General features: G+C 69.3%; 23 protein-coding genes. 8 read left to right on the top strand and 15 right to left on the bottom strand.

From position 1 onward, the window contains the following. Position 1 precedes the first annotated feature (1 nt). Positions 2-682: a Fe2+-dependent dioxygenase gene (locus ACODTB_RS02045; protein ID WP_291118736.1), complete on the top strand. Its 681-nt coding sequence runs from the start codon at positions 2-4 to the stop codon at positions 680-682. A gap of 13 nt (positions 683-695) precedes the next feature. Here ACODTB_RS02045 and ACODTB_RS02040 read toward each other — a convergent pair whose 3' ends face one another. The 8 genes from ACODTB_RS02040 to ACODTB_RS02005 all read right to left on the bottom strand — a co-directional run bounded on the left by ACODTB_RS02040 (position 696) and on the right by ACODTB_RS02005 (position 10,766). Further along, positions 696-2,111, bottom strand: coding sequence for a sulfite reductase subunit alpha (locus ACODTB_RS02040; RefSeq protein WP_291118738.1), 1,416 nt, complete (start codon positions 2,109-2,111; stop codon positions 696-698). Beyond that, positions 2,108-3,127 carry an FAD:protein FMN transferase gene (locus tag ACODTB_RS02035; protein WP_291118739.1) on the bottom strand — a complete coding sequence of 340 codons (1,020 nt, stop codon included), beginning with the start codon at positions 3,125-3,127 and terminating at the stop codon, positions 2,108-2,110. Before ACODTB_RS02035 ends, ACODTB_RS02040 begins: the two co-directional genes overlap by 4 nt. 75 nt (positions 3,128-3,202) lie before the next feature. Further along, on the bottom strand, positions 3,203-4,135 hold the full coding sequence (locus tag ACODTB_RS02030) for a DUF4198 domain-containing protein (protein ID WP_291118741.1): 933 nt from the start codon (positions 4,133-4,135) through the stop codon (positions 3,203-3,205). 18 nt (positions 4,136-4,153) lie between these two features. After that, positions 4,154-4,666, bottom strand: coding sequence for a DUF2271 domain-containing protein (locus ACODTB_RS02025; protein ID WP_291118744.1), 513 nt, complete (start codon positions 4,664-4,666; stop codon positions 4,154-4,156). Between the two features lie 22 nt (positions 4,667-4,688). Continuing rightward, a complete protein-coding gene (locus tag ACODTB_RS02020; protein WP_291118746.1) occupies positions 4,689-5,327 on the bottom strand; it encodes a PepSY-associated TM helix domain-containing protein in 639 nt (212 codons plus the stop codon). Between the two features lie 158 nt (positions 5,328-5,485). Beyond that, the gene (locus tag ACODTB_RS02015) at positions 5,486-6,895 is read right to left on the bottom strand and encodes an efflux transporter outer membrane subunit (protein WP_291118772.1); all 1,410 of its coding nucleotides are present in this window, start codon (positions 6,893-6,895) and stop codon (positions 5,486-5,488) included. Between the two features lie 8 nt (positions 6,896-6,903). After that, complete coding sequence (locus ACODTB_RS02010; RefSeq protein ID WP_291118748.1) at positions 6,904-8,907, bottom strand: MacB family efflux pump subunit; 2,004 nt, start codon at positions 8,905-8,907, stop codon at positions 6,904-6,906. Further along, positions 8,904-10,766: an efflux RND transporter periplasmic adaptor subunit gene (locus tag ACODTB_RS02005; RefSeq protein WP_291118750.1), complete on the bottom strand. Its 1,863-nt coding sequence runs from the start codon at positions 10,764-10,766 to the stop codon at positions 8,904-8,906. The genes ACODTB_RS02010 and ACODTB_RS02005 overlap by 4 nt, the downstream gene beginning before the upstream one ends. A gap of 150 nt (positions 10,767-10,916) precedes the next feature. On the opposite strand from ACODTB_RS02005, the gene ACODTB_RS02000 reads away from it, so the two are divergent. After that, positions 10,917-12,470, top strand: coding sequence for an ATP-binding protein (locus ACODTB_RS02000; protein WP_291118752.1), 1,554 nt, complete (start codon positions 10,917-10,919; stop codon positions 12,468-12,470). Continuing rightward, complete coding sequence (locus tag ACODTB_RS01995) at positions 12,463-13,158, top strand: response regulator (RefSeq protein ID WP_291118754.1); 696 nt, start codon at positions 12,463-12,465, stop codon at positions 13,156-13,158. The genes ACODTB_RS02000 and ACODTB_RS01995 overlap by 8 nt, the downstream gene beginning before the upstream one ends. Positions 13,159-13,274: 116 nt before the next feature. On the opposite strand, the gene ACODTB_RS01990 is transcribed toward ACODTB_RS01995, so the two are convergent. The 6 genes from ACODTB_RS01990 to ACODTB_RS01965 are packed head-to-tail and all read right to left on the bottom strand — an operon-like array spanning position 13,275 to position 17,768. After that, positions 13,275-14,198, bottom strand: a complete 924-nt coding sequence (locus ACODTB_RS01990) for a metal ABC transporter solute-binding protein, Zn/Mn family (protein ID WP_291118757.1) — start codon at positions 14,196-14,198, stop codon at positions 13,275-13,277. After that, entirely contained in the window at positions 14,195-15,097 is a 903-nt protein-coding gene (locus ACODTB_RS01985) for a metal ABC transporter permease (protein ID WP_291118760.1), read from the bottom strand. The genes ACODTB_RS01990 and ACODTB_RS01985 overlap by 4 nt, the downstream gene beginning before the upstream one ends. Next, positions 15,097-15,846 carry a metal ABC transporter ATP-binding protein gene (locus tag ACODTB_RS01980; RefSeq protein WP_291118763.1) on the bottom strand — a complete coding sequence of 250 codons (750 nt, stop codon included), beginning with the start codon at positions 15,844-15,846 and terminating at the stop codon, positions 15,097-15,099. Before ACODTB_RS01980 ends, ACODTB_RS01985 begins: the two co-directional genes overlap by 1 nt. After that, entirely contained in the window at positions 15,843-16,781 is a 939-nt protein-coding gene (locus ACODTB_RS01975; protein ID WP_291118766.1) for a metal ABC transporter solute-binding protein, Zn/Mn family, read from the bottom strand. The genes ACODTB_RS01980 and ACODTB_RS01975 overlap by 4 nt, the downstream gene beginning before the upstream one ends. A 49-nt stretch (positions 16,782-16,830) precedes the next feature. Continuing rightward, the gene (locus ACODTB_RS01970; RefSeq protein ID WP_291118768.1) at positions 16,831-17,442 is read right to left on the bottom strand and encodes a DUF6162 family protein; all 612 of its coding nucleotides are present in this window, start codon (positions 17,440-17,442) and stop codon (positions 16,831-16,833) included. Then, entirely contained in the window at positions 17,439-17,768 is a 330-nt protein-coding gene (locus ACODTB_RS01965) for a hypothetical protein (protein WP_291118770.1), read from the bottom strand. The genes ACODTB_RS01970 and ACODTB_RS01965 overlap by 4 nt, the downstream gene beginning before the upstream one ends. Positions 17,769-17,938: 170 nt before the next feature. Here ACODTB_RS01965 and ACODTB_RS01960 point away from each other — a divergent pair, with 170 nt between their 5' ends. From ACODTB_RS01960 to hemP, 5 genes are all read left to right on the top strand, one after another. Then, on the top strand, positions 17,939-19,051 hold the full coding sequence (locus tag ACODTB_RS01960) for an alpha-hydroxy acid oxidase (RefSeq protein WP_291116337.1): 1,113 nt from the start codon (positions 17,939-17,941) through the stop codon (positions 19,049-19,051). 257 nt (positions 19,052-19,308) lie between these two features. Next, positions 19,309-20,028, top strand: coding sequence for an energy transducer TonB (locus ACODTB_RS01955; RefSeq protein WP_291116334.1), 720 nt, complete (start codon positions 19,309-19,311; stop codon positions 20,026-20,028). Positions 20,029-20,054: 26 nt separating this feature from the next. Continuing rightward, a complete protein-coding gene (locus ACODTB_RS01950; protein WP_291116332.1) occupies positions 20,055-20,807 on the top strand; it encodes a MotA/TolQ/ExbB proton channel family protein in 753 nt (250 codons plus the stop codon). Positions 20,808-20,816: 9 nt separating this feature from the next. Beyond that, positions 20,817-21,230 carry an ExbD/TolR family protein gene (locus ACODTB_RS01945; RefSeq protein WP_291116328.1) on the top strand — a complete coding sequence of 138 codons (414 nt, stop codon included), beginning with the start codon at positions 20,817-20,819 and terminating at the stop codon, positions 21,228-21,230. Then, positions 21,227-21,439 carry a hemin uptake protein HemP gene (gene hemP, locus ACODTB_RS01940; protein ID WP_291116326.1) on the top strand — a complete coding sequence of 71 codons (213 nt, stop codon included), beginning with the start codon at positions 21,227-21,229 and terminating at the stop codon, positions 21,437-21,439. The genes ACODTB_RS01945 and hemP overlap by 4 nt, the downstream gene beginning before the upstream one ends. Positions 21,440-21,589: 150 nt before the next feature. Here hemP and ACODTB_RS01935 read toward each other — a convergent pair whose 3' ends face one another. After that, positions 21,590-21,997, bottom strand: a complete 408-nt coding sequence (locus tag ACODTB_RS01935) for a GlcG/HbpS family heme-binding protein (protein WP_291116323.1) — start codon at positions 21,995-21,997, stop codon at positions 21,590-21,592. Positions 21,998-22,137: the final 140 nt, after the last annotated feature.

Raw genomic sequence — 22,137 nt, 5'->3', positions numbered from 1 at the left:
CATGCTGCTGCACATTCCCCAGGTCCTCACCCCCTCCGAAGTGGCCGAGATCCGCCAGGTGCTCGACACCCAGGGCTGGGTGGACGGTCTGCGCTCCACCGGCCCGCAGGCGGCCAACGTCAAGCGCAACCTCCAGCTCGACACCGCTTCCCCCGTGTTCGCGCCGCTCTCGCAGCGCATCGCGCAGGCGCTGCAACGCCATCCGCTGTTCGTCTCGGCCGTGCTGCCAGCCACCATGCTGCCGCCGATGTTCAACCGCTACGAAGGCGGTGGGCACTATGGCAACCACATCGACAACACGATCCAGACCGACCGCTTCAGCGGCCAGAAGGTGCGCACCGACGTGTCCACCACCGTGTTCCTCAGTTCACCCGACGAGTACGAAGGCGGCGAGCTGATCGCCGAGGACAGCTTCGGCACGCACGAGATCAAGCTCGATGCGGGCGACGCAATCGTCTACCCCTCCACCAGCCTGCACCGTGTGGAGCCGGTGACCGGCGGCGTGCGCGTGGCCTCGTTCCTGTGGACGCAAAGCCTGGTGCGCGACGCGTGGCGGCGCTCGATGCTGTTCGATCTGGACATGACCATCCTGAAACTGCGCAACCAGCTCGGTGACACGGCCGAGGTGGTTGGCTTGACTGGCCACTACCACAAGCTCCTCCAGCAGTGGGCGGAGACTTGAACGCAGCGCGCCGTCAGTACACGTCGCGGCGGTAGCGGCCGTCGGCCGCGAGCTGCTGCAGCGCGTCTTCGCCCAGGATGGTCTGCAGCGCGTCGTTGACTTCGCCGGCCATGCCTTCGAGGCTGCCGCAGACATAGATGGCCGCACCGTCGGCCACCCACTCGCGCACCGAGGTGGCAGCCTCGGCCAGGGCATGCTGCACATACAGGCGCTCCACTTGATCGCGCGAGAACACCCAGTCCACGCGGCTGAGCCAGCCCTGGCGCGCCCAGGCATCGATCTCGTCTCGGTAGTGCGCATCGCAGCGCGCGTTGCGTTCACCAAACAACAGCCACATCGGCGCCACACCGTCGGGTCGGCGCACCGTGGTGGCATCGGCCAACGGCCCGGCCGCCGCCAGACGGCCGCGAATGTGCCCACGCAATCCGGCCAGGCCCGTGCCGTTGCCAATCAGGATCAGGCGGCGGTCTGCGTTCTCACCAATGCGAAAGCCCCCGTGCGCGCGCACGCGCAGCATCACCGTGGCGCTGTCGGCCGCAGCGCTCGTCAGCCAGCCCGAGGCCAGGCCCGGGCTGCCGTCGGCGCGGCGCGTGCGGCGCACCAGCAGGTGCACCGCGCCGTCCTGCGGCACGGAAGCGATGGAGTAGTCGCGCGGTTCGCCCGGTGCGGTGGGCACCTCCACCTGCACCAGGTCGCCCGCCTGCCACTCGGGCAGCGCCGCGCCAGCGTGTTCGGGCACCAGTTCCAGGTGATGCACTTCCTCGCCTGCGCTGCCGGGGTTGAGGTGCTGGCGCGCGCGCAGCCGCCAAGGTTGCAAGGCCGGCGCTTCCCAATCCGGCAAGTCGCTGGTGCCAGCCAGGTGCGCGAGGTGCTGGCGCCAGCGCTGCAGCGCGTCGGGGTCGCTCTTGTCCACGTCGATGCGGTCGAACAGGGCCTGCGCGCCGCGGTCCATCAGCCATTGGTCCAGCTGGCGGCCGAAGCCGCAGAAATGGGCGTAGGTCTTGTCGCCCAGCGCGAGCAGGCCCACGTGCAGGTGCGACAGCGTCACACCCGCGCTGGCCATCACCTGCCGGGCGAACAGCACGGCGCTGTCGGGCGGATCGCCCTCGCCATAGGTGCTCGCGATGCAGAGCAGGCGATCGGCCTGTTGCAGGTCGGCCAGGCTGATCTGGCTCAGCGGCGCCAGGCGCACCGGCACGCCCGCCGTGTGCAAGGCCTGCGCGGTCTGCAAGGCCAGCTCTTCGGCCTGGCCGGTCTGGCTCGCGTACGCCACCCACCACGCGGGCACACCGGGCGTGGCCGGCAGCAGCGCGTCCACCCGGCGCCGCGCGGCGCGCTGCCGGTTGCAGTGCTGCCAGGCGATGGTGCCGCACAGCAACGCGTAGCACAGCAGGGTGGCCAGGGCGTAGAGCCATTTTTCGCTGGTCATCCGGCGAGTTCCTTCATCGCGGGTGTGAGGGCTTCGGTCAATCGGCCATCGGGCTCGCGCTGCACGAACAGCGCCGCGATGCCGTGCGCGGTGGCCAGGGCCAGGCCCTGCTCTCTTCCGAGCACGGTCAGCGCGGTGGACCAGGCATCGGCCCACAGGCACTCGGCGTGCAACACGCTCACGGACGCCAGACCGTTCGCCAGCGGCCGGCCGTGGCGCGGATCGATGGTGTGCGGCCAGCGCGCGCCGTCGTGGGTGTACACACGCCGGTAGTCGCCCGAGGTGGCGACACACAGCCCGTGCAGGGCCACGCGTGTGGTGGGCAGCGGTGCTTGTCCAGGCGCGGTGGGTGGCGATTCGAGGTCCACCCACCAGGGTTGGCCACCCAGCCGCAAGCCCTGGCCCCGCAGCTCGCCCCCCACCTCCACCAGGCTGTGGCGCAAGCCCATGCCGCTCAAACGCCGCGACACCCGGTCCACCGCATAACCCTTGGCAATCGCCGAGAAGTCCAGCCGCACGCCACCGGGCTGGTGAAGCTGGCGGCTGGCCGGCTGCCATTGCAGGGCGCGCCAATCGTTGAGCGCCAGGGCGTGCTGCACCGCGCCGTCCGTGGGAGGGGCGAAGCCGGGGTCGGTGTAGCGTGGGCGGGGGCCGAAGCCCCAGAGGTTGACCAGCGCGCCAGCCGCGGGGTTGAAGGCACCGCCGGACACCTCGGCCAGCCACAGCGCCGCCGCCAGCACCTCGGCCATGGCCTCGGGCACGGTGTGCCACGTGCCGGCCGGGGCGCGGTTGAAGCGCTCCAGGTCGGAGCCCTCCAGCCAGGTGCTCATCTGGGCCACGACAAGATCCAGCTCGTCCTGCACGGCGGCGCGCACCGGCTCGCTGGGCGAGGCGCCGGCCGCCACCCACCGCACCTGCCAGGTCGTGCCCATGGTCTGGCCGTCCAGGCACTGTGCCTGGGCACCCAGCAGGGGCATCGAAGCGTCCAGCTCCAGGGGCACCAGCACACGGTTCATGTTGCGAGGGTCAGAAACCAAAAAACAACCCCAGCCATCTGCATGGTCTGGGGCATGCCGGCATGCGCCGGGGCATCAACGGGGCAGGACTTCCAGCGTCAGGCTGTAGCCCGAGCGGCGGACCGGCTCGGCCAGCGTGCCTGCGGGGCCCGCCGGCGCGGGACGCGGTGCATCGGCAGCGGGGGCTGCGGCAGCAGGCGCACCCGGACCACCAGCACCGGGCCCACCCGCACCGCCAGGACCACCCATGCCGGGAGCGCGCGGCGGCGCGATGTTCACCCAGTACATGCCGGCCGCAGGCCACTTCACCTTGATTTCACCCTTGTCGTCGGTGGTGGTGCGGATTTCACCCAACTCGCTGCGGTAGCGCAGGCCGGCCAGGATCACGGTGGCCGCGTAACCGGCCGCGGGCTTGCCGTTGTCGATGAAGCGGAACGTGGCGGTGTCGCCTTCCACCAGATCGTTCGGGTGCGTCACCGGCACCAGCTCGATGCCGCGGCCCGTGGGCTTGAGGGCGTCGGTGGTGGGCTTGCCCGAGGTCACGAAGGTCTCCACGCGGTTCTGCGACTGGCTCACGCGCAGGTCTTCGGCGTTGGCGGGAATCTCCTTGGCCAGCGACTCGGCGGTGCCGCGCAGGCGCTTGCTCTCGGTGCCCACCTTGAAGCTGGCGATGAGGGCGTCGTTCACCAGCGCGAGTCGGTAGGTGCCGGGCTTGTCGAGCTTCACGTCGAACATGCTGCGGTAGCGGCCCTTGGCCTGGTTCTCGGCCTGCACCGGCTGGCCGTCGGGACCGATCACCACCAGGTTGTCCAGGCCGGCGGCGTTGTGCTCGTAGTAGAAGATGTCGTTGGAAACGGCGGCGTCGACCGACACCCAGGGCAGCTGGCCCGAGTAGATGGTGCCCGAGGGCAGCAGCCAGGAGCGGTGCGCATGCACGGCGGCCGGCAGGGCCAGCATGGCCGCGGCGGCCAGGGTGAGAACTCGGGCGCGAACGGTGGTGGTTTTCATGAGGGTCTCCAGTCGGGGTCAGGGTTTGACGGTGACGCTGATCGCGCCGAGTTCGTGTTCGCCACGGGCTTGCGTGGTGGTGGCCGCCTTCGGGGGCCACACGAAGGGCACCTTCACCACTTCGCGGCCTCCCACTTCGCGCGCGGCTTCGAGCACAAGGCTGTATTCACCCGGGGCCAGCTTGCCCAGCGCGGTGCTGTCGGCGAACTGCACCGACTGCTCGCCGGGCGCGCGCGTGGCGCCGCTGATGCCGTCCACCGGCATGGTCAGCTCGCGCCCGCTCTTGCGCCACCAGGCGCGCATGTCCTTGAGCCACTTGGTGCCCTCGTTGTTGCGCATCTTGATGTCGTACCAGACCGCGAGGTTGCCCGCGAAGGACTGGTCGTTCTTCTCGATCCAGATCGCCACGTAGGGGCGGTGGTACTCCGCCACGGTCAAGCGCGGAATCTCGACTTTGAGCGCCATGTCGGCGGCCAGGGCGGGGAAGGCAAACCCAGCCGCGGAAATGGCGGTGGCGTATCGGATCAACATGGGAACGCAGCTCCTTCGGCAGTCAATGGATGAACAGGATCACGAGCAACAAGGGAATCACCAGGCCCGCGCCCACCATGGGCCAGGTGGTGGGGCGGCTTGTCGCGTGGAACTTGAGGATGAACAGGCCGGTGATGCAGAACACCAGGCAGGCCACCGAGAAGATGTCGAGAAACCACTTCCAGGCCAGGCCGGTGTGTCGGCCCTTGTGCAGGTCGTTCAGGTAGGAGATCCAGCCCCGGTCGGTGCGCTCGTACTCCACGCTGCCCGACTCGCGCTCGATGCGCAGCCAGGCATCGCCACCGGGGCGCGGCAGCGAGAGGTAGATTTCTTCGGGCGACCACTCGGCGGTCGTGCCGGGCAAAGGCACGTCCAGCGCCTCGGCCAGCCAGCGGTGCACCTCGGGCGGCAGCACCGCGTTGTCCGGCTCGTCGTCCTTGGGCGCGAGCGCCGTCTGCAGCTCGGCGGGCAGCTGCACCAGCTTCTGCTGCACCTTGGGAGCGGCCGCGATGTCGGCCGCGTGGTTGAGGGTGATGCCCGTGAAGGCGAACAGCAGCATGCCGATCAGGCACAGCGCCGAACTGATCCAGTGCCATTGGTGCAGCGTCTTGAGCCAGTAGGCACGGTTGGATGCCGCTTGGGCGGCAGGAGGGTTCTTCACGGGAGTAGAAGCAACGCAGAAACAGATCGGAAGCCAAGGAAAGGCGGGACGTCGCAAAGGCGGACACTGCCTTCGCTCATCAATCTGAGAATTATAACTATTCTCATTTAGAAAGGCACTCACACCCCCATAAAAATGGCGGGTTCGTGCTCCTCTTTTTAGGACAGCGGGGGCGGCGGGCCGGCCCAGTCGCCGCCCAGGGCCTTGTACAGGTCCAGCGCGGCCGTCAGGCGCGACAGGCTTTGCGTGGCCAGCGCGTCCAGGGCGGTGAACAGGGTGCGCTGCGCGTCCAGCACCGAGAGCAGATCGCCACTGCCCTCGCGGTACCGCAGCTCGGCCAATTGCAGCGAGCGGCGCGCCTGCGCCACCACTTCGCGCTGCAGCGCTTCCTGGCGCTCGCTGCGCGCCACGTTGCCCAGGCCGTCGTCCACCTCCTTGAGCGCGGTGCGGATGGCCTTGCCGTAGTTCTCGATCAGCACCACGCGCTGGGACTCGGTGCTGCGGATCTGCAGGCGCTGGCGCCCGCCATCGAAGATCGACTGCGCCAGCGAAATGCCCAGCGACACGCTGCGCGTGGGGTCGGCCAGGCTGATCAGGGCCGAGGTGCCCAGGCTGCCCGACGCCGACAGCGACAGGCTCGGCAGCAGCGCCTTGCGCGCGACTTCCACGTTGGCATCGGACGCGGCCAGTTGCGCTTCCGCAGACGCCAGATCGGGGCGGCGCGTGAGCAGCGAGGACGGCAGGCCCGGCGACAGCGCGGGCACACGCAGCTGCGTGAACTCACCCGCTTCAGGCGCGTAGCCTTGCGGCACGCGCCCCAGCAACAGCGCGAGCGCGGTGGCGGTCTGGCGCTGCTGCAGTTCGATGGGCAACAAGGCCGTGCGCTGCGACAGCACTGTGGTGCGCTGTTGTGACACTTCCAGCGCCGTGGCCACGCCGTTGCGCTGGCGCGCTTCCACGATCGCCAGCACGCGCTCGGCAATGGCCAGGTTCTCCCGCGCGATGCGCAGGCGCTCGGCGGTGTTGAGCCACAGGAAATAGTTGTTGGCCACGGCCGTGAGCAGCGTCAGGCGCGCGGTCTTCCAGTCGTACTGGCTGGCCTGGAACGAGGCCTCGCCCGCGCGCACGCCGGCCGCGATGCGGCCCCAGAGATCGACCTCGTAGCTGACGGACAACCCGGCACTGCTCGACTCGCGGGAGGTGGACGCGGTGCCCGGCGCATCGGTCCGGCCGGCGGTGCTGCCCAGGCTGCCGTTGACCGACGGCAGGCGCGAGACGCCCGCCTGCTGCAGGGCGATGTCGGCCTGGCGCATGCGTTCGATCGCGATGCGCAGGTCCGGGCTGCCGGCCTGCGCCTCTTCGATCAGGCGCTCCAGCGGCTGCGAGCCGAAGGACTGCCACCAGGCGGTGGTCAGCTGCGGCGCTTCGGCCGCGGGCAGCGTGGGCGCAAAGGTGGCGGGCATCTCGACCACCGGCCCACGCGCCGGCTCGGTGCTGGCACAGGCCTGCAAGGCCAGCACGGCGGCCAGGACCAGCGGTTTGGCCAAGGGGAACATTGACGGTTTCATCACGGTGTTCATTCGGAAGACAGGGCCACGACGGGGTCGAGCCGCGCGGCCTTGCGCGCGGGCAGGTAGCCAAAGATCAGGCCGGTGGCGAAGGCGCAGCCGAACGCCAGCACGACCGGGGTGACGGAGAACTGCACCGCCGTGCCGGTGGCGCCGATCACGAAGGCCACACCCAGGCCGATGACGACGCCGATCAGGCCACCCAGTGCGGAGACCACCAGCGCCTCGATCAGGAACTGCTGGAGGATGTTGCGCATGCGCGCGCCCGTGGCCATGCGGATGCCGATCTCACGGGTGCGCTCGGTCACGCTCACCAGCATGATGTTCATGACCCCGATGCCACCGACCAGCAGCGAGATCGCGGCGATCGAGCCCAGCAGGATGGTCATGGTGTTCTGGGTCTCGGTCGCGGTGTCGATGATCGACGCCATGTTGCGGATCTGGAAGTCGATCACGCCATGGCGCTCGGCGAGCAGCGACTCCACCGCCGACTGGGTTTCGTCGATGCGGCTCACGTCCGACACCGCCACCGTCACGTTGCGCAGGAAGCGCTGGCCCGACAGGCGCAACTGGCTGGTGGCGTAGGGCACCAGCACCACGTCGTCCTGGTCCTGCCCGTTGGGCGAGGCGCCGCGCGTGCTCATCACACCCACCACCTGGAAGATCAGGTTGTTCACCAGCACGAACTTGCCCAGCGGCTCCTCACCCCCCGGGAACAGGGCCTTGGCCACGGTCTGGCCGAGCACCGCCACGGTGGCGTATTCCTGCTCGTCCTCGTCGGTGAAGAAGGTGCCGCGCTGCACCTTCCACTGGCGCGCGAGCGGAAACTTGGACGAGGTGCCGAGGATGCTGCTCGAATAGTCGGACTCGCCATAGCGCAAGGTCGCGTTGCTGCTCTGCTCGGGCACGGCCGCCAGCACGTTGGGCACTTCCTTGTCGATCGCGTTCACGTCGGCCAGCACCAGCGTCGCCGTGTTGGAGAAGCCCCGCTGGTTGGGCGCGCCCGGGCGCACCAGCAACAGGTTGGAACCCATGGCGCTGATGCGGTCGATCACCACCTGCTTGGCGCCATCGCCAATGGCGAGCATGGCGATCACCGAGGCCACCCCGATCACGATGCCCAGCAGCGTGAGGATGGCGCGGAACACGTTGGCGCGCAGGGCGCGCAGCGCGGTCTTGGCGGCCTCGACCACATCGCTCAGGTGCGAAATGCGGCCGGCGCGCGCCGTCCAGTTCTGCGCCGCCACGGCGGCCTGCCCTTCGGGCGGGCGCGGGCCCGGGTCGGCCAGGATGTGGCCGTCCTTGATCTCGATCACGCGCTGCGCGTGCTGCGCGACCTCGGCGGCGTGGGTGATGAGGATCACCGTGTGCCCCTGCGCCGCCAGCTCCTTGAGCAGGACCATCACGTCGGCGCCGCTCTTGCTGTCCAGCGCGCCGGTGGGTTCATCGGCCAGGATCACGCGGCCGCCGTTCATCAGGGCACGGGCGATCGATACGCGCTGCTGCTGGCCGCCCGAGAGCTGGTTCGGCCGGTGGTGCATGCGCTCGCCCAGGCCCAGCGAGCCGAGCAGTTCGCTGGCACGCTGATGGCGCTCGGCCGGGGGGATGCCGGCGTAGACGGCGGGCACCTCGACGTTGTCCGCCGCCGTGCCGGTGGCGATGAGGTTGTAGCTCTGGAACACGAAGCCGAAGGCATCGCGGCGCAACTCGGCGAGTTCGTCGCGCTCCAGTTCGGAGACATCGCGGCCCATGAAGAGGTAGCGGCCGGTGGTGGGCTTGTCCAGGCAGCCCAGGATGTTCATCAGGGTGGACTTGCCCGAACCGGATGCGCCCATGATGGCCACCAGCTCGCCGGGGTAGATCTTCAGGTCGATGCCATGCAGCACCTCGACCGACAGGTCACCGTTGTGGTAGGTCTTGGTGATGCCGCTCAGGTCGATCAGCGGCACGCCCGCGCTCTGCGGCGCGGCGCGCAGCGCCTCGGCCTCCTGCGACTGCGGCAGCTGGCTCATCGGCGTGCCCCACCGCCGGCGCCAGCCGGCATGCCGCCAGGACCACCCATGTTCGGCTGGCCAAGGCCCGTGCCCTGTGTCGGGTTGGCGGGACGGCGCTCGGGTTCGCGCACGCCGGCGATCACGCGGTCGCCTTCCTTCAGGCCCGACAACACCTCGGCGTGCACCCGGTTGCTGATGCCGATGGTGACTTCGCGCTCCTCGATCGTGCCGTCCTCGGCCATGACCTTGACCTTGGCCTGACGAGGGCCGCGCGCCGGGCGGGCAGGTCCGTCGTTGCGGGGCATGCCGCTCACGTTCGGCACCGAGGGCTTGGCGGGGGCAGCGTCCTTGCCGCCGGCCTCGGTGCCCGAGGCGGCCCGCTTCTGCGTGGGAGCGGCACCATTGGCGCCGCCGGGTGCCGCCGTGGCTGCACTGCCACCGTTGGCCTGCGCCTGCTCGCGCTCCTTGCGGCGCTGCTCGCGGAAGCGGGCACGCTCCTCTTCGCTCATGTTCTGGAACGCTTCAGGGCTCATGCGCGGGCGATCGCCGCCCGCGCCCGCACCGCCCGGTGCGGCACCGCCTGCGGCTTCGCGTTCCTTGCGGCGCTGCTCGCGAAAGCGCGCACGCTCCTCGTCGGTCATTTTCTCGAAGGCCTCGCGGTCCATGCGAGGACGCTCGCCGCCCGCCTGCGCGACCACGGTGTCGGCCACCGTCCTGAAGGACGCCGACGGGATGGCGGACGTGCTCGTGCCACGCTGCGTCGGCGCCGCCGGTGCGGTCGGTGCCGCGCCCGGTGCAGGCGAACCAGCGCCGGGGTTGCGGTTGCCGCCGCCCGGCCCGCCTGGCTGCCCGCCGCGGTTGCCCTGGGCTCCGCGCTGGATCGTCAGCGCCGACATCGGCACCACCAGCACGTCCTTGGCCTCGGCCACCACGAAGAACACCTGCGCCGTCATCTGCGTCATCAGGCTGCGGTTGTTGTTGGGCACCTCGAACAGCGCGTTGTAGAGCACCACGTTGTTGGTCACCGTGGGCGTGGGTTCGATCTTCTTGAGTTCGCCGTACCAGCGGCGGCCCTGGCCACCCAGGGTGGTGAAGTACACCGGCATGCCGCCGCGCAGCTTGCTCACGTCGGCCTCGGACACCTGGGTCTGCACCGTCATCACCGACAGGTCGGCGATGCGCATCAGCGTGGGGGCCGACTGGTTGGTGTTCAGCGTCTGGCCCTGGCGCGCCGTGATGCTCACCACCGTGCCGGCCATGGGCGCGTAGATCTTGGTGTACTTCAGGTTCGCCTCTTCCACCCGCATGCTGGCCTGCAGCTGCTCCATCGAGGCCTTGAGCGACTGGATCTGCGCACGCGCCGTCTTCACCGCGGTTTCCGCGTTCTGCAGCGTCTCGGCGGTGGTGGCCTCTTCGGCCATCAGGTTCTTCTGGCGCTGCAGGTCGCGCTCGGCCTTGGCCAGGGTGAGCTCGCGCTCGCCCATCTGCGCCTGCTGCGAGCGCAGCTGGGCGCGGCTGGCGTCCACGCGCGCCATCGAGGTCTCGGCGTCGATCTCGGCCAGCAGGTCGCCTTCCTTGACCTCGCTGCCCACCTCCACGTGGATCTTGCGCAACTGGCCCGACACCTGGGCGCCCACGTCCACATAGTCGCGTGGCTGCAGCGAACCGGTGGCGCTGACCTGGTCTTCGATGTCGCCGCGCTGCACCGTGGCGGTGATGTAGGCGCTCTCGGTCTTGGCGCCGGGCCCCCAGCGGTGGTACGCAAAACCGCCGCCCCCGAGCACCGCCAGGCCCACGAGCGCGATCAGCGCCAGCTTCCAGGGCTTGCGGCGGCGGGTGGCTGGGGCCTTGCCCCCTTCACGTTGGACTTCGTTCATGGCAATGCGTTGAGGTTCTGGATGGAGGGCGCCAGCAGGGCGTGCCGGGATGATGCGGGATATTGCCCGCGAAATATGGAAAGAATGAGCAAGCAGAACGCCCTGGCTTGCACAAAGTTTGAAAGATTTGGGTTTAGTCTCGGCAACACCATGCAGACCGACCGTGCCATCCCTTCGTCCAGCCGCCGGGCCTGGCTTTCGCGCTTCGACACCCTGCGCGTCAAGCTCTTCCTGGCCATCGCAGGCGCCAACGTGGTGCTGGTCATGTCCGCCTACCTCATCTACAGCTGGAGTTTCGACAAGGGCCTGGTCGAGTACCTGAACAAGGCCGACGAAAACCGGCTGCAGCCCCTGATCGTGCGGCTCGCCGAGGGGTACCGCCAGCACGGCAGCTGGGCCTGGATCACCGAAGACCGCCAGCGCTGGCAGGACCTTTCGCGCGAGGTGCTGGGCACCGGCCGCATGCAGCGCCGCCCCGCCGAGCCGCAGGGAAGCTCGCCTGCCCTCCCCCCGGCGCAGACGCCGGCCGACGTGCAGCCCCATGTGCATCCGCCGCCACCGCCCCCATCGGCGCAGCCGGCACCCGGCACGCCGAGCGTGCCACCGCCCCTCACCATCGACCCCCGGCTGCTGCTGCTCGACCCCGAGCGCAACCTGCTCGCCGGCCCGGAAGGCCGCACCGAACAGGCCGTGCTCAAACCCATCCAGGTCGACGGCCAGCTGGTGGGCTACCTGGGCTATGTGCCGCGCCTGCAGATGGTGGCCTCGCTCGAACGCGTGTTCCTGGCCCAGCAGACCCGCACCTTCGCCGCCATCGCGCTGGGCATGCTCGCGGCCGTGCTGCTCAACGCCGCGCTGATCGCGCGCTGGCTCTCCCGGCGCCTGCACGTGCTCGGCGAAGGCACGGCGGCCGTGGCCCAGGGCGACTACAGCGTGCGCCTGCCCGCGCGCGGCCACGACGAACTCGCGCAATTGGCCGATGCCTTCAACCACATGGCCACTTCGCTGCAGGCCGCGCAACACGCACGGCAGCAATGGATCGCCGACATCGCCCACGAACTGCGCACGCCACTGGCGACCTTGCGCGCCGAGATCGAGGCCTTGCAGGACGGCATCCGCCAGCCCGACACGGCCAACCTCGACTCGCTGGCGCAGGAGGTCAGCCGCCTGACGCGGCTGGTGGAAGACCTGCGGCTGCTCTCGCTGTCGGACCTGGGCGCGCTGGACTACCGCTTCGCCCCGCTCGACCTCGGCCGCTTCGTGGGCCACCACCTCAGCGACGCGGCGGGCCTGCCCGGCCGGCGCCTTCAGGTGCGCACCGAACTGGCCGACGGCGTGGAGATCCGCGCCGACGGCGACCGGCTCGATCAGGTGCTCAACAACCTGCTGCAGAACACGCAGCGCTACAGTGCCGACCCCGCCACGCTCAACGTGCAGGTGCGCCGCCACGACACCGAGGCCCAGCTGACCTGGGAAGACAGCTCGCCGGGCGTGCCACCCGACGCCCTGCCCCGCCTGACCGAGCGGCTCTACCGCGTGGACGAGTCGCGCGCCAGCGCCAGCGGCGGCTCGGGCCTGGGTCTGGCGATCGCGCACGCCATCGTGCTGGGCCACGGCGGCCGCATGCAGGCTTCGGCCAGCGCGCTGGGCGGTTTGCGCTGGGACATCTGGCTGCCTCTGAACACGGAGGCCGCGCATGGCTAGGATCCTGATCGTCGAAGACGAAAACAAGATCGCAGGCGTGCTGCTCGACTACCTCCGGCAGTCCGGCTACGACACGCACCACCTCGCGCGCGGCGACGAGGTGGAAGACTGGCTGGAGCACCACCCGGTGGACCTCGTCCTGCTCGACCTCATGCTGCCCGGCAAGAGCGGGCTGGACGTCTGCAAGGCGCTGCGCGCCGGCACGCCCGGGAAACAGGCACCGGCCGTCATCATGGTCACGGCCCGGGTGGAAGAGATCGACCGCCTGCTCGGGCTCGAACTCGGGGCCGACGACTACATCTGCAAGCCCTTCAGCCCGCGCGAAGTGGTCGCGCGCGTGAAGGCGGTGCTGCGGCGCGGCATGCACGCGGTGGAGGCCACGGCCGACGAACTGCCCCATGGCCTGAAACTCGACGACGCCGCCTGGCGCGCCACCATCGCCGGGCACGACCTGGGGCTGACCGCCGTGGAATACCAGCTGCTCAAGGTGCTGAGCGCGCGGCCCGGGCGCATCTTCTCGCGCGAACAGCTGATGGACTCGATGTACCAGGACGAGCGCATCGTCTCGGACCGCACGGTCGACAGCCACATCAAGAAGCTGCGCCGCAAGATCCAGGAGCACCTGCCGGAGCAGGAGCTCATCCATTCCGTCTACGGCCTCGGCTACAAATTCGAACCACCCCTGTAGCGGCTGCGCCGCTTTCCCCTCAAGGGGACGACACCAGCGGCCTGGCGAAGCCAGTTCCGCGGTATCTCTGGAATCGACCCCGTGCGCGCCGGACGCGCCCCTTCTCCTCCGTGCCTTCAACGGGTGGCGATGGCGCCCAGGCGCTGGGCGTTCTCGCGCAACTCAGCCACCGGGTCGCGGCCCTCGGTCAGCAGCACGATGCTGCGCACACCGGCCTGTTGCACGGCCTGCGCCACCGCTGGCGGCAGGTCGCGGTGGTGCAGCACGGCGACCACCGACGCGCTGCGCAGCCGTTGCGTCAACTGCGTGAGCGCCTCTGGCGTCCACGCTTCGTCGGCGCGGGCATCGGTGCCTGCGAGGTCGAGGTTGAAGCCGTTGACGAGGTAGTCGAGCCGGTCCGACAGGCTGAACACCGCGAGGTTGCTCGCGGTGGCCAGGCGGGCTTCGCTCTGCGCCGTGATGCCCAGCAGCTGCTGGCGCAGCACGCCCACATTGGCCTGCAGGCGCGGCTTGGCGGCGGGCACCAGCCGGCCGACATCGCTGGCGATCACGTCGGCCATGCGGCCCAGGTTCACCGGGTCCAGCCAGGGCAGCGCGTTCGCTGCGGCGTCCTGCTCCTGCAGCGCCATGCCGGGCAAAGAGGCATCGAGTGGGCGCGCCGCATCGATCTCGATCAGGCGGATGTTCTGGCGGCGGGCCAGCGGAAACAGCGGGTCGTCGGGCCAGATGGAGCGCAGGGCGATCACGGCGTCGGCCTGGCGCGCGGCCTCGCCGAGCCCGGTGGCGCCACGGCCGGAGAAGAAAGCCAGCTGCCGGTTCGGCGGCAGCGTCTCGGGTACCGGGCGCAGCACCACGATGCCGGTGTCGCGCGCCAGGGTGGTGGTCAGCGCGGCCACCACGGGATGCGCCACCAGCAGGCGCGCCGGTGCGGCGGCAGTTGCCGTGGGTGCGGCAGGCGCCTGCGCGGTGGCGGGCCCGGCCGACAGGGCCAGCAGACCGGCCAGGCACCAGGCCGAGGGAGACAGAAGGCGCGAGGTCATCCGGCATGTCCTTTCAATGACGGGGTGAAGCCCCGGATGACCGCCGCGAGCGCAAACAAGCCGCCGGCGGTCAGGATGATGGCCGCGCCCGAAGGCACCGGCAGTTCGAGTTCGATCGGCACCAGGATGCCGATCTGCGTGCTGACGGTGGCGATCGCCACGCTCAGCCAGAAGAAGCCCCGCAGCGACAGGCTCAGCAGGCGCGCGGCGGCGGCCGGAATGATGAGCAAGGCACCGACGAGGATGGCACCGATCACTTTGACCGACGCCACCGTCACGATGGTCACCAGCACCACGAACAGGTAGTCCAGCAGCTTCACGCGCACGCCGCGCACGCTGGCCAGCTGCGGGTTGAAGCTGGCGAGCATGAAGCGGTTGTACAGCGGCACCGTGAGCGCCACCACCAGCGAGCCGACCACCGCGAGCACCAGCAGGTCCCCGGCGTCCACGGTGAGCACCGAGCCGAACAGCACGTTTTCCAGGATGTGGATGTTGACGCGGCCCGACAGCATCAGCAGCAGGCTCGCCCCCATGGCCAGCGAGACCGCGAGGAACACGCCGATGAGGGTGTCGGGCGAGAGGCCGGTGCGGTTGCGCAGGTAATTCAGCAGCATGCCGAACAGCAGGCAGTAGGCGAACAGGCTGCCGTAGGGCCCGGTGTAGGGCTCGCCCAGCAGGATGCCGATGGCCACCCCGGTGAGCGCGGCGTGGCCCACGGCCTCGGAAAAGAAGGCCAGCCGCTTGACCACGACCAGCGTGCCCAGGCCGCCGAGCACGGGGCCGATGAACAGGCCGGCCAGCACGGCGTTGACCACGAAACCATAGGCCAGCGAAGCGGGCAGCGTGCCCTGCTCGGCCAGGTGCTGGATGCCCTGGCGGAAGGAATCGAACGCGCTCATCACGCCACCGCCTTGTCTTTTTCTTCTTCGCGCCGCTGCCGGCTGGAGAACAGCGCGAGCACGCGCTGCGGGGTCAGCGTCTCGGCGGCCGGGCCATCGAACAGCACCTGGCGGCTCAGGCCCGAGACGTGGTCGGCCAGGCGCGTGACGGCATCGAGGTCGTGCTCGATCCACAGCACGGTCACGCGGGTTTCGCGCCAGTGCGCGAGCAGCTTCTCGAAGATCGCCTCGCCCGCCTCGTCCAGTGCCGACATGGGTTCGTCGAGCAGGATCAGATCGGGCGAGGGAATCAGCGCCTGCGCCAACAGCACGCGCTGGCGCTCGCCGCCAGAGAGCGCACCCATGCGGCGGCCGGCCTTCTCCAGCATGCCCACCTGCTGCAGCGCCTGCTCCACCGGCTCGCGCCAGCGCGGCGACAGGCCGAGAAACACGGGCCGGCGCTGGCACATCGCGCCCATGAAATCCATCACCGTCATCGGCAGGCCGGCATCAAAAGCCAGCGCCTGCGGCACGTAGCCCACCACGCCGGGCAACTCCCCGGGCCAGCCCAGGCTGATCTGCCCCCGGTGCGGCACCTGGCCGAGCAAGGCCTTGAAGAGCGAACTCTTGCCGCCGCCGTTGGGGCCCACGAGCGCGTGCACAGTGCCCGCCGCCACGCGCAGGTTCACCTGCCGCAGGATGTCGGTGTGGCCGAGGGTGAGGTCGACGGATTCGAACGCAATGCCGGGGCCGCCCGCCACCGCGCTCACGCGGACTCCTTGATCGCGCGCACCACGGTGGCGAGGTTGCGGGCGATTTCGTTTTCGAACTTGTCGGCCGTGTACGGGCCGTGCGAGATGTGCGTCAGCGCGTAGAGGCGCACGCCGGTTTCGCGGCGGATGGTGTCGACGTAGGCCGACGGGAAGTCCATTTCCGAAAAGATCACCTTCACATCGAGCGAACGGATCTGGTCGATGGTGCCCTTGAGCTGCGAAGGGCTGGGTTCGATGCCGTGCGCGGGCTCCACCACCGCCGCGACTTCCAGGCCGAACTCGCGCAGCAGGTAGTCGTAGGCGCCGTGGATGGTGGCGATGCGCAGGCCGCTGGCGGGTGCCTGTGCCAGCTGGCCCAGCGCGTCGGCGCGCAGCTTGCGCAGCCTCTGCGCGTAGGCGCGCGCGTTCGCGGTGTACGCGTTGGCGTTCGCCGGGTCGAGCTTGCCCAGTTCGCGGGCGATGGTGTTGACCTGCGAAATCGATGCCGTCACCGACAGAAAGGTGTGCGGATTCACCACCTTGCCCGAGGTGCCCCGGCCGGTGCCCACCGCGGCGAGCAGCGGCACCTGGGCGTTGGCCTCGATCACTTTCAGATCGGGCTTTTCGCTGGCCGCGATCATGCGGCCGGCGAAGTCGTCGTGGCCCACGCCGTTGAGCACGATCACGTCGAGCGAACCGATGCGCTTGATGTCTTCGGTGCGCGGCTCGTAGGCGTGCGGGTTGAAGCCGGCGGGGATGACGGGCACCACCTCGGCCAGATCGCCCACCACGTTGGCGACATAGCTGTAGTAGGGGTGCAGCGTGACACCGACGCGCAGCTTGCGCGCCTGGGCCCAGGCCGGCACGCTGGTGGCGGCAAAAGCCACGGGCGCCCAGGCCATCGCCGACAACAGGTGGCGGCGGCGCGCGGAAGGCAGGGGGTGGTCTGGCATGAAAGAAATCCCGAAAGAAAAGAAAACGGAAGCGCGAAAGACAGCGAGGTCAGTGCGCGGTGTCCTTGCGCGTCACGCCAGCGTCGTAGCGCACCACGACCTGGCGCCAGCCCTGGCGCGTGAGCGAGGCATCGTCCAGCTGCTCGGGCCAGGCGTTGGGGCCCTCGCGGTGCACCCAGACCTCGGCCTCTTCGTCGTGCGCGTGGGCCTTGGGCGGCGCTTCGCCCTCGCCCCTGGTCGGCAAGCGCAACAGGACCGACGCCGCGACATCCGGTGCCGCACTGCGGCCCACGTAAGCCAGCTCATGGCCTTGTGCCTGCGTGCGCCATTCGTGGCCACCGCGCGCGGCCGCACCCGCGCCGGCAGCGAAGGGCGGCAGGTCCATGCCACGCAGTTGCTCGATGCTCGGCACTGCGTTGTCCGTCTCGATCAGCGCGGTGATTTCCTCGGCCGCCACCAGCAGGTCGGCGTGCACGCCCTGCTCCGCCGCGTTGAGCTGCGTTCGGGCGTCGATCTGGTGCGACGACAAAGCCGCCGCCGCCAGCGGCTGCGCGCGCGCACCGATCAGGATCGCTGCCACCAGCAGCACGCAGGCCGCGGCCAGCACCACCCACAAGGTTTCGTGTCCCGCGCCCGCAGGACGCACCACTTGCGTGGTCATGGCTTGACGTCGGTGTGGTCGACCTCGGCCGAATGCTCGCCGCCGTCCTCCAGCCGCACGAAGAATTCGCCCGCAGGCCGCTTGAACTGCAATGAGGAATCGCCGCCCAGCGTGCCCTTGAACAACACGCGCTCGTCGTAGGCCCGTACCTGCACCGACATGCCGACCGCGTCGCTGCCATCGGAGAATTCGCCGACGCAGCGCACCATGTTCTCGGCAGCGGGCTTGCAGGTCAGCAGCAGGCTGTGAGCCGAGGCCAGGCCGGGCAGCGCCGCCGCCCCCACGAACAGGATGGACAGAAACAGGGGGTGAAGGTTTTTTTGCATGGACCAGAATTCGCCGAAACCTGCCCGGATCGGCCGAACCGGCCCGGCATGGACAATAATGAACTACAAATGAGAATTGTTACCATTATAAACAGCGAAACAAAGCCCCTGCCCGCGCTGCTCCTGTTTTTGCTGCACCGCTCCCAAGCCCGCCGCACCCCCACGACGCCATGACATCCCACCCCGCCCTGCCCCCGGACGTCGCCACCCTGGGCGATCACGAGCGCCACGCCCGCCGCGTGCTGGACGATGCCACCTGGGCCTATCTGTTCGGCGCGGCGGCCGACGAGCTGACCTTCGCGCGCAACATCGACGCCTGGCGCGCCCTGGAGCTGCTGCCCCGCGTTCTCAAGCCTCTGGCAGGGGGCCACACCCGCATCGAGCTGCTCGGCCGCACCCTGGCCCACCCCATTCTGGTCGCACCCATGGCGCATCAGCGCCTGGCGCACCCCGATGGCGAACACGCCACCGCCCTGGCCGCCGCCGCACTGGGCGCGGGCCTGGTGTTCAGCACCCAGGCATCGGTACCGCTGGACGAGATCGCGGCCCGCTTCCTGCCGGAGCCTGGGCGCGGCCCCTTGTGGTTCCAGCTCTACCTCCAGCCCGACCGGGGCTTCACGGCCGAACTCGTGCAGCGCGCCGAAGCCGCCGGCTTCGAAGCGCTGGTGCTCACGGTGGACGCGCCGGTGCAAGGCGCTCGCGACAGCGAACGGCGCAGCGGCTTTCGGCTGCCGGCCGGCATCGGCGCGGTCAACCTCACGGGCCTGCGCCAACCGCCGCCCCGCACACTGGCCGCGGGGCAGAGCGCCCTGTTCGACGACCTGCTCACCCACGCACCCGCCTGGGACGACGTGGCCTGGCTGCGCTCGATCACGCGCCTGCCCGTGCTGATCAAGGGCGTGCTGCATCCCGACGATGCCCGCCAGGCGGTGGCCTGCGGCGCCTCGGGCCTGATCGTCTCCAACCACGGCGGGCGCACGCTCGACACCGCCATCACCACAGCCAACGCCCTGCCCCGCATCGCGCAAGCCGTGCAAGGCGATCTGCCCCTGCTGGTGGACGGCGGCATCCGGCGGGGCACCGACGTGCTCAAAGCCATCGGCCTGGGCGCGAGCGCGGTGCTGGTGGGCCGCCCCGTGCTGCACGGCCTGGCCACGTCGGGCGCGACCGGGGTCGCCCACGTGCTGCGCCTGCTGCGCGACGAGCTGGAAATCGCGATGGCGCTCACCGGCTGTCGCACGCTGGCCGAGGCCTCCACCGCGCTGGCACCGCCACCGCGCTAAAAAAGCCGCTCCTTTTTTACTGAAATCATGAGAATGCGAAACATTCTCGTTTAGAATGACTGCCAGTTTCCCGCCACACCGCCGAGCCGTCGGCCCAAGCGAAAGGACCTCCATGACCACCGGCCTCGCTGTCCTCGGCGCCAGCCTCATGATCATGCTGATCGCGGCGTGGTGGATTTTTCGACACAGATAGTTCATAACGAGGCCTTCACCACGGCCCCACGCCATCGTCCTGCCGAGCCTCTGCCGACTTCACCATGCCGACCGCCAGCGCCACCATGGCGCCTCCCCTCTCTCCCTTGCCTGACGCCCCACCGCGCCGACTGAATCGCCGCATCCTGGTGGTGGCAGCGGTGATGGGCTTCCATGTGCTGGCCGTCTGGGCTCTGCAGAGCGGCCTGCTGCGCCGCGCCGTGGAGATGGTGATCCCGGTCGAGGTGCTGGCCGAGATCATCGAGCCCGCAAAGCCACAGGTCATTCCCGAGCCGCCACCGCCTGCGCCTGTGGTGCAAAAGCCCCAGCCCAAACCGAAGCCCATCGCGCGCCCCGAGCCCACGCCGCAACCGGTATTGCAGCAGGAGCCCTCACCCACGGCGCCCGTGGTGGCGCCCCCGGAACCCGCGCCGCCTGTCGTGGCCGCCGAGCCAGCGCCCCCGGCACCGCCCGCGCCGCCCGCGCCACCCGCACCGCCGCGCGTGGAACTGCCCTCCAGCAGCGCCGATTACCTGAACAACCCGCGCCCGCCCTACCCCGCCTTGTCCAAGCGCATGGGCGAGCAGGGCAAGGTCGTGGTGCGCGTGTTCATCGAGACCAACGGCACGGCGAGCAAGGCCGAGGTCCGCACCTCCAGCGGCTTCGACCGGCTGGACCAGACCGCCGTACAGACCGTGCTGCGCTGGCGCTACGTGCCGGGCAAGCGCAACGGGGTGGCTGAAGCCATGTGGTTCAACATCCCGATCAATTTCGTTTTGGAATAAACCTCTTCCCCTGGAGTCAGAGAATCATGGATCCGCAATTCGCTTCGACCGGCTTGGCCCACGTCTGGACACAAGGTGACTGGGTCACCCGCTCGGTGGCCATCGTGCTGCTGGCGATGTCCCTGACCACCTGGGTCATCATCCTGTGGAAGGCCCTGGACCAGCGCGCCCAGCGCGCCCAGGCCAAGGGCATCGAAGGCTTCTGGCACAGCGCCGATTTCGCCGAAGGCCTGGACAAGCTGGGCTCGTCCGAAGGCAACCCCTTCCGCAGCGTGGCCCTGGAAGGCCGCGAAGCCACCCGCCACATCCTGCACAAGGACGGCCACAACGGCACGCCGCCGCAGCGCCAGCTGCACGACAGCCTGGACGTGAGCGACTGGGTCGAGCGTTCGCTGCGCAAGAGCGTGGACGACCACACCGCCCGCGCCCAGAGCGGCCTGTCGGTGCTCGCCTCGGTGGCCTCCACCGCGCCTTTCGTGGGCCTGTTCGGCACCGTCTGGGGCATCTACCACGCCCTGCTGAGCATCGGCGCGGCCGGCCAGGTCAGCATCGACCGCGTGGCCGGCCCGATCGGCGAGGCGCTGATCATGACCGCGCTCGGCCTGCTGGTCGCCATTCCCGCCGTGCTGGGCTACAACGCCCTGGTGCGCGGCAACAAGGGCATCAGCCACCAGCTCAACCGCTTCGCACACGACCTGCATGCGTACTTCGTCACCGGCGCCCGCGTCACCGCCGGCGCGGCCGACGGCAAGGTGCTGCCGATGAAGAAGGCCTCGTAAGGACCCGCCATGGCCATCGGAACCCAATCGGACAGCGACGAGGTGATGAGCGAGATCAACATGATCCCGTTCATCGACGTCATGCTGGTCCTGCTGATCATCTTCATCATCACCGTGCCCGTGATCAAGCACTCGGTCAACATCGAGCTGCCCCAGGCGAGCGTGGAGAAGGTGCTGGACAAGCCCGAGAACATCCGCCTGTCGGTGGATGCGGACGGTGTCTATTACTGGAACGACCAGCGCGTGGAAGACGCCGACTTCGCCAACCGCCTCGCGGCGGCGGCCGCGCAAGATCCCCAGCCCGAGCTGCACATCCGTGGCGACAAGGCGGTGCGGTATGAGCGCGTGGCGCAAGCCATGGCCAGCGCGCAGCGCAGCGGTGTGCGCAAGATCGGCTTCATCACGGAACCAGGCACGCCATGAACCCGAACCCGGACACCACCCCCGCGCCCGCCGACGCAACCGCATCCGATGCGCCGACGACGCTGCAGCTCCTGCACGAAGGCCATCCCGTGCCGGTGCTGCCCAGCGCCGAGCTGCTTCGAGGCCAGAAGGTGGTGGCCATCCATCACAACGGATCGCTCTACCGGCTGCACGCGACGCGACAGGGCAAGCTGATCCTCACCAAGTAACCAGGCGGCACCGCCAGCCCGCCTCGCACCGTTTTTTCATCGTGGGGCGACCCGGGGACATCACCATCCCCGTGCGTCGTTTTTAGCCAGCCAAGAGACCCCGGGTCTCGTTAGCCAGGCATTTTTTCGGGGCGCGCCGCCCGGATTCGCTTACAGGCCAATCGCCGCGATGCCCGCGCGCGCGATCTGCGCGTCTTCGGTCGACTTCACACCGCTCACCCCCACCGCGCCCAGGCACTGGCCATCCTTGAGGATGGGCACGCCACCTTCGAGCATGCCCGAAAGCGTGGGCGCGCTCAGGAAGGACATGCGGCCCTGGTTGATGACATCTTCGTAGATCTTGCTCTCGCGCCGGCCCATCGCGGCCGTGTGGGCCTTGGCGGGGGCGATGTGGGCGGAAATCGCGGCCGCGCCGTCCAGCCGCTGCAGCCAGAGCAGGTGCCCGCCGTCGTCCACGATGGCGATGGTCACGGCCCAGTTGTTCTTCACCGCCTCGGCTTCGGCCGCGGCGGCGATGAGTTTGACGTCGGCGATTTCGAGCATTGCCTTGTTTTTCATGAACTTGGTCCTAAATGGGGGATCAGAGAAGGAATTGCAGAGCGGGAGCTTACCGCCCGGGCGCAAAGTGCGAACGATAACGCGTGCATTGGCACACCCCAGGTCACAAGTGACCATACCAAAAATGCGTTGTCCCGCGC

The sequence above is a fragment of the Hydrogenophaga sp. FG152 genome (genome assembly GCF_057809615.1).
This window is presented reverse-complemented; position numbering and strand designations above follow the sequence as displayed.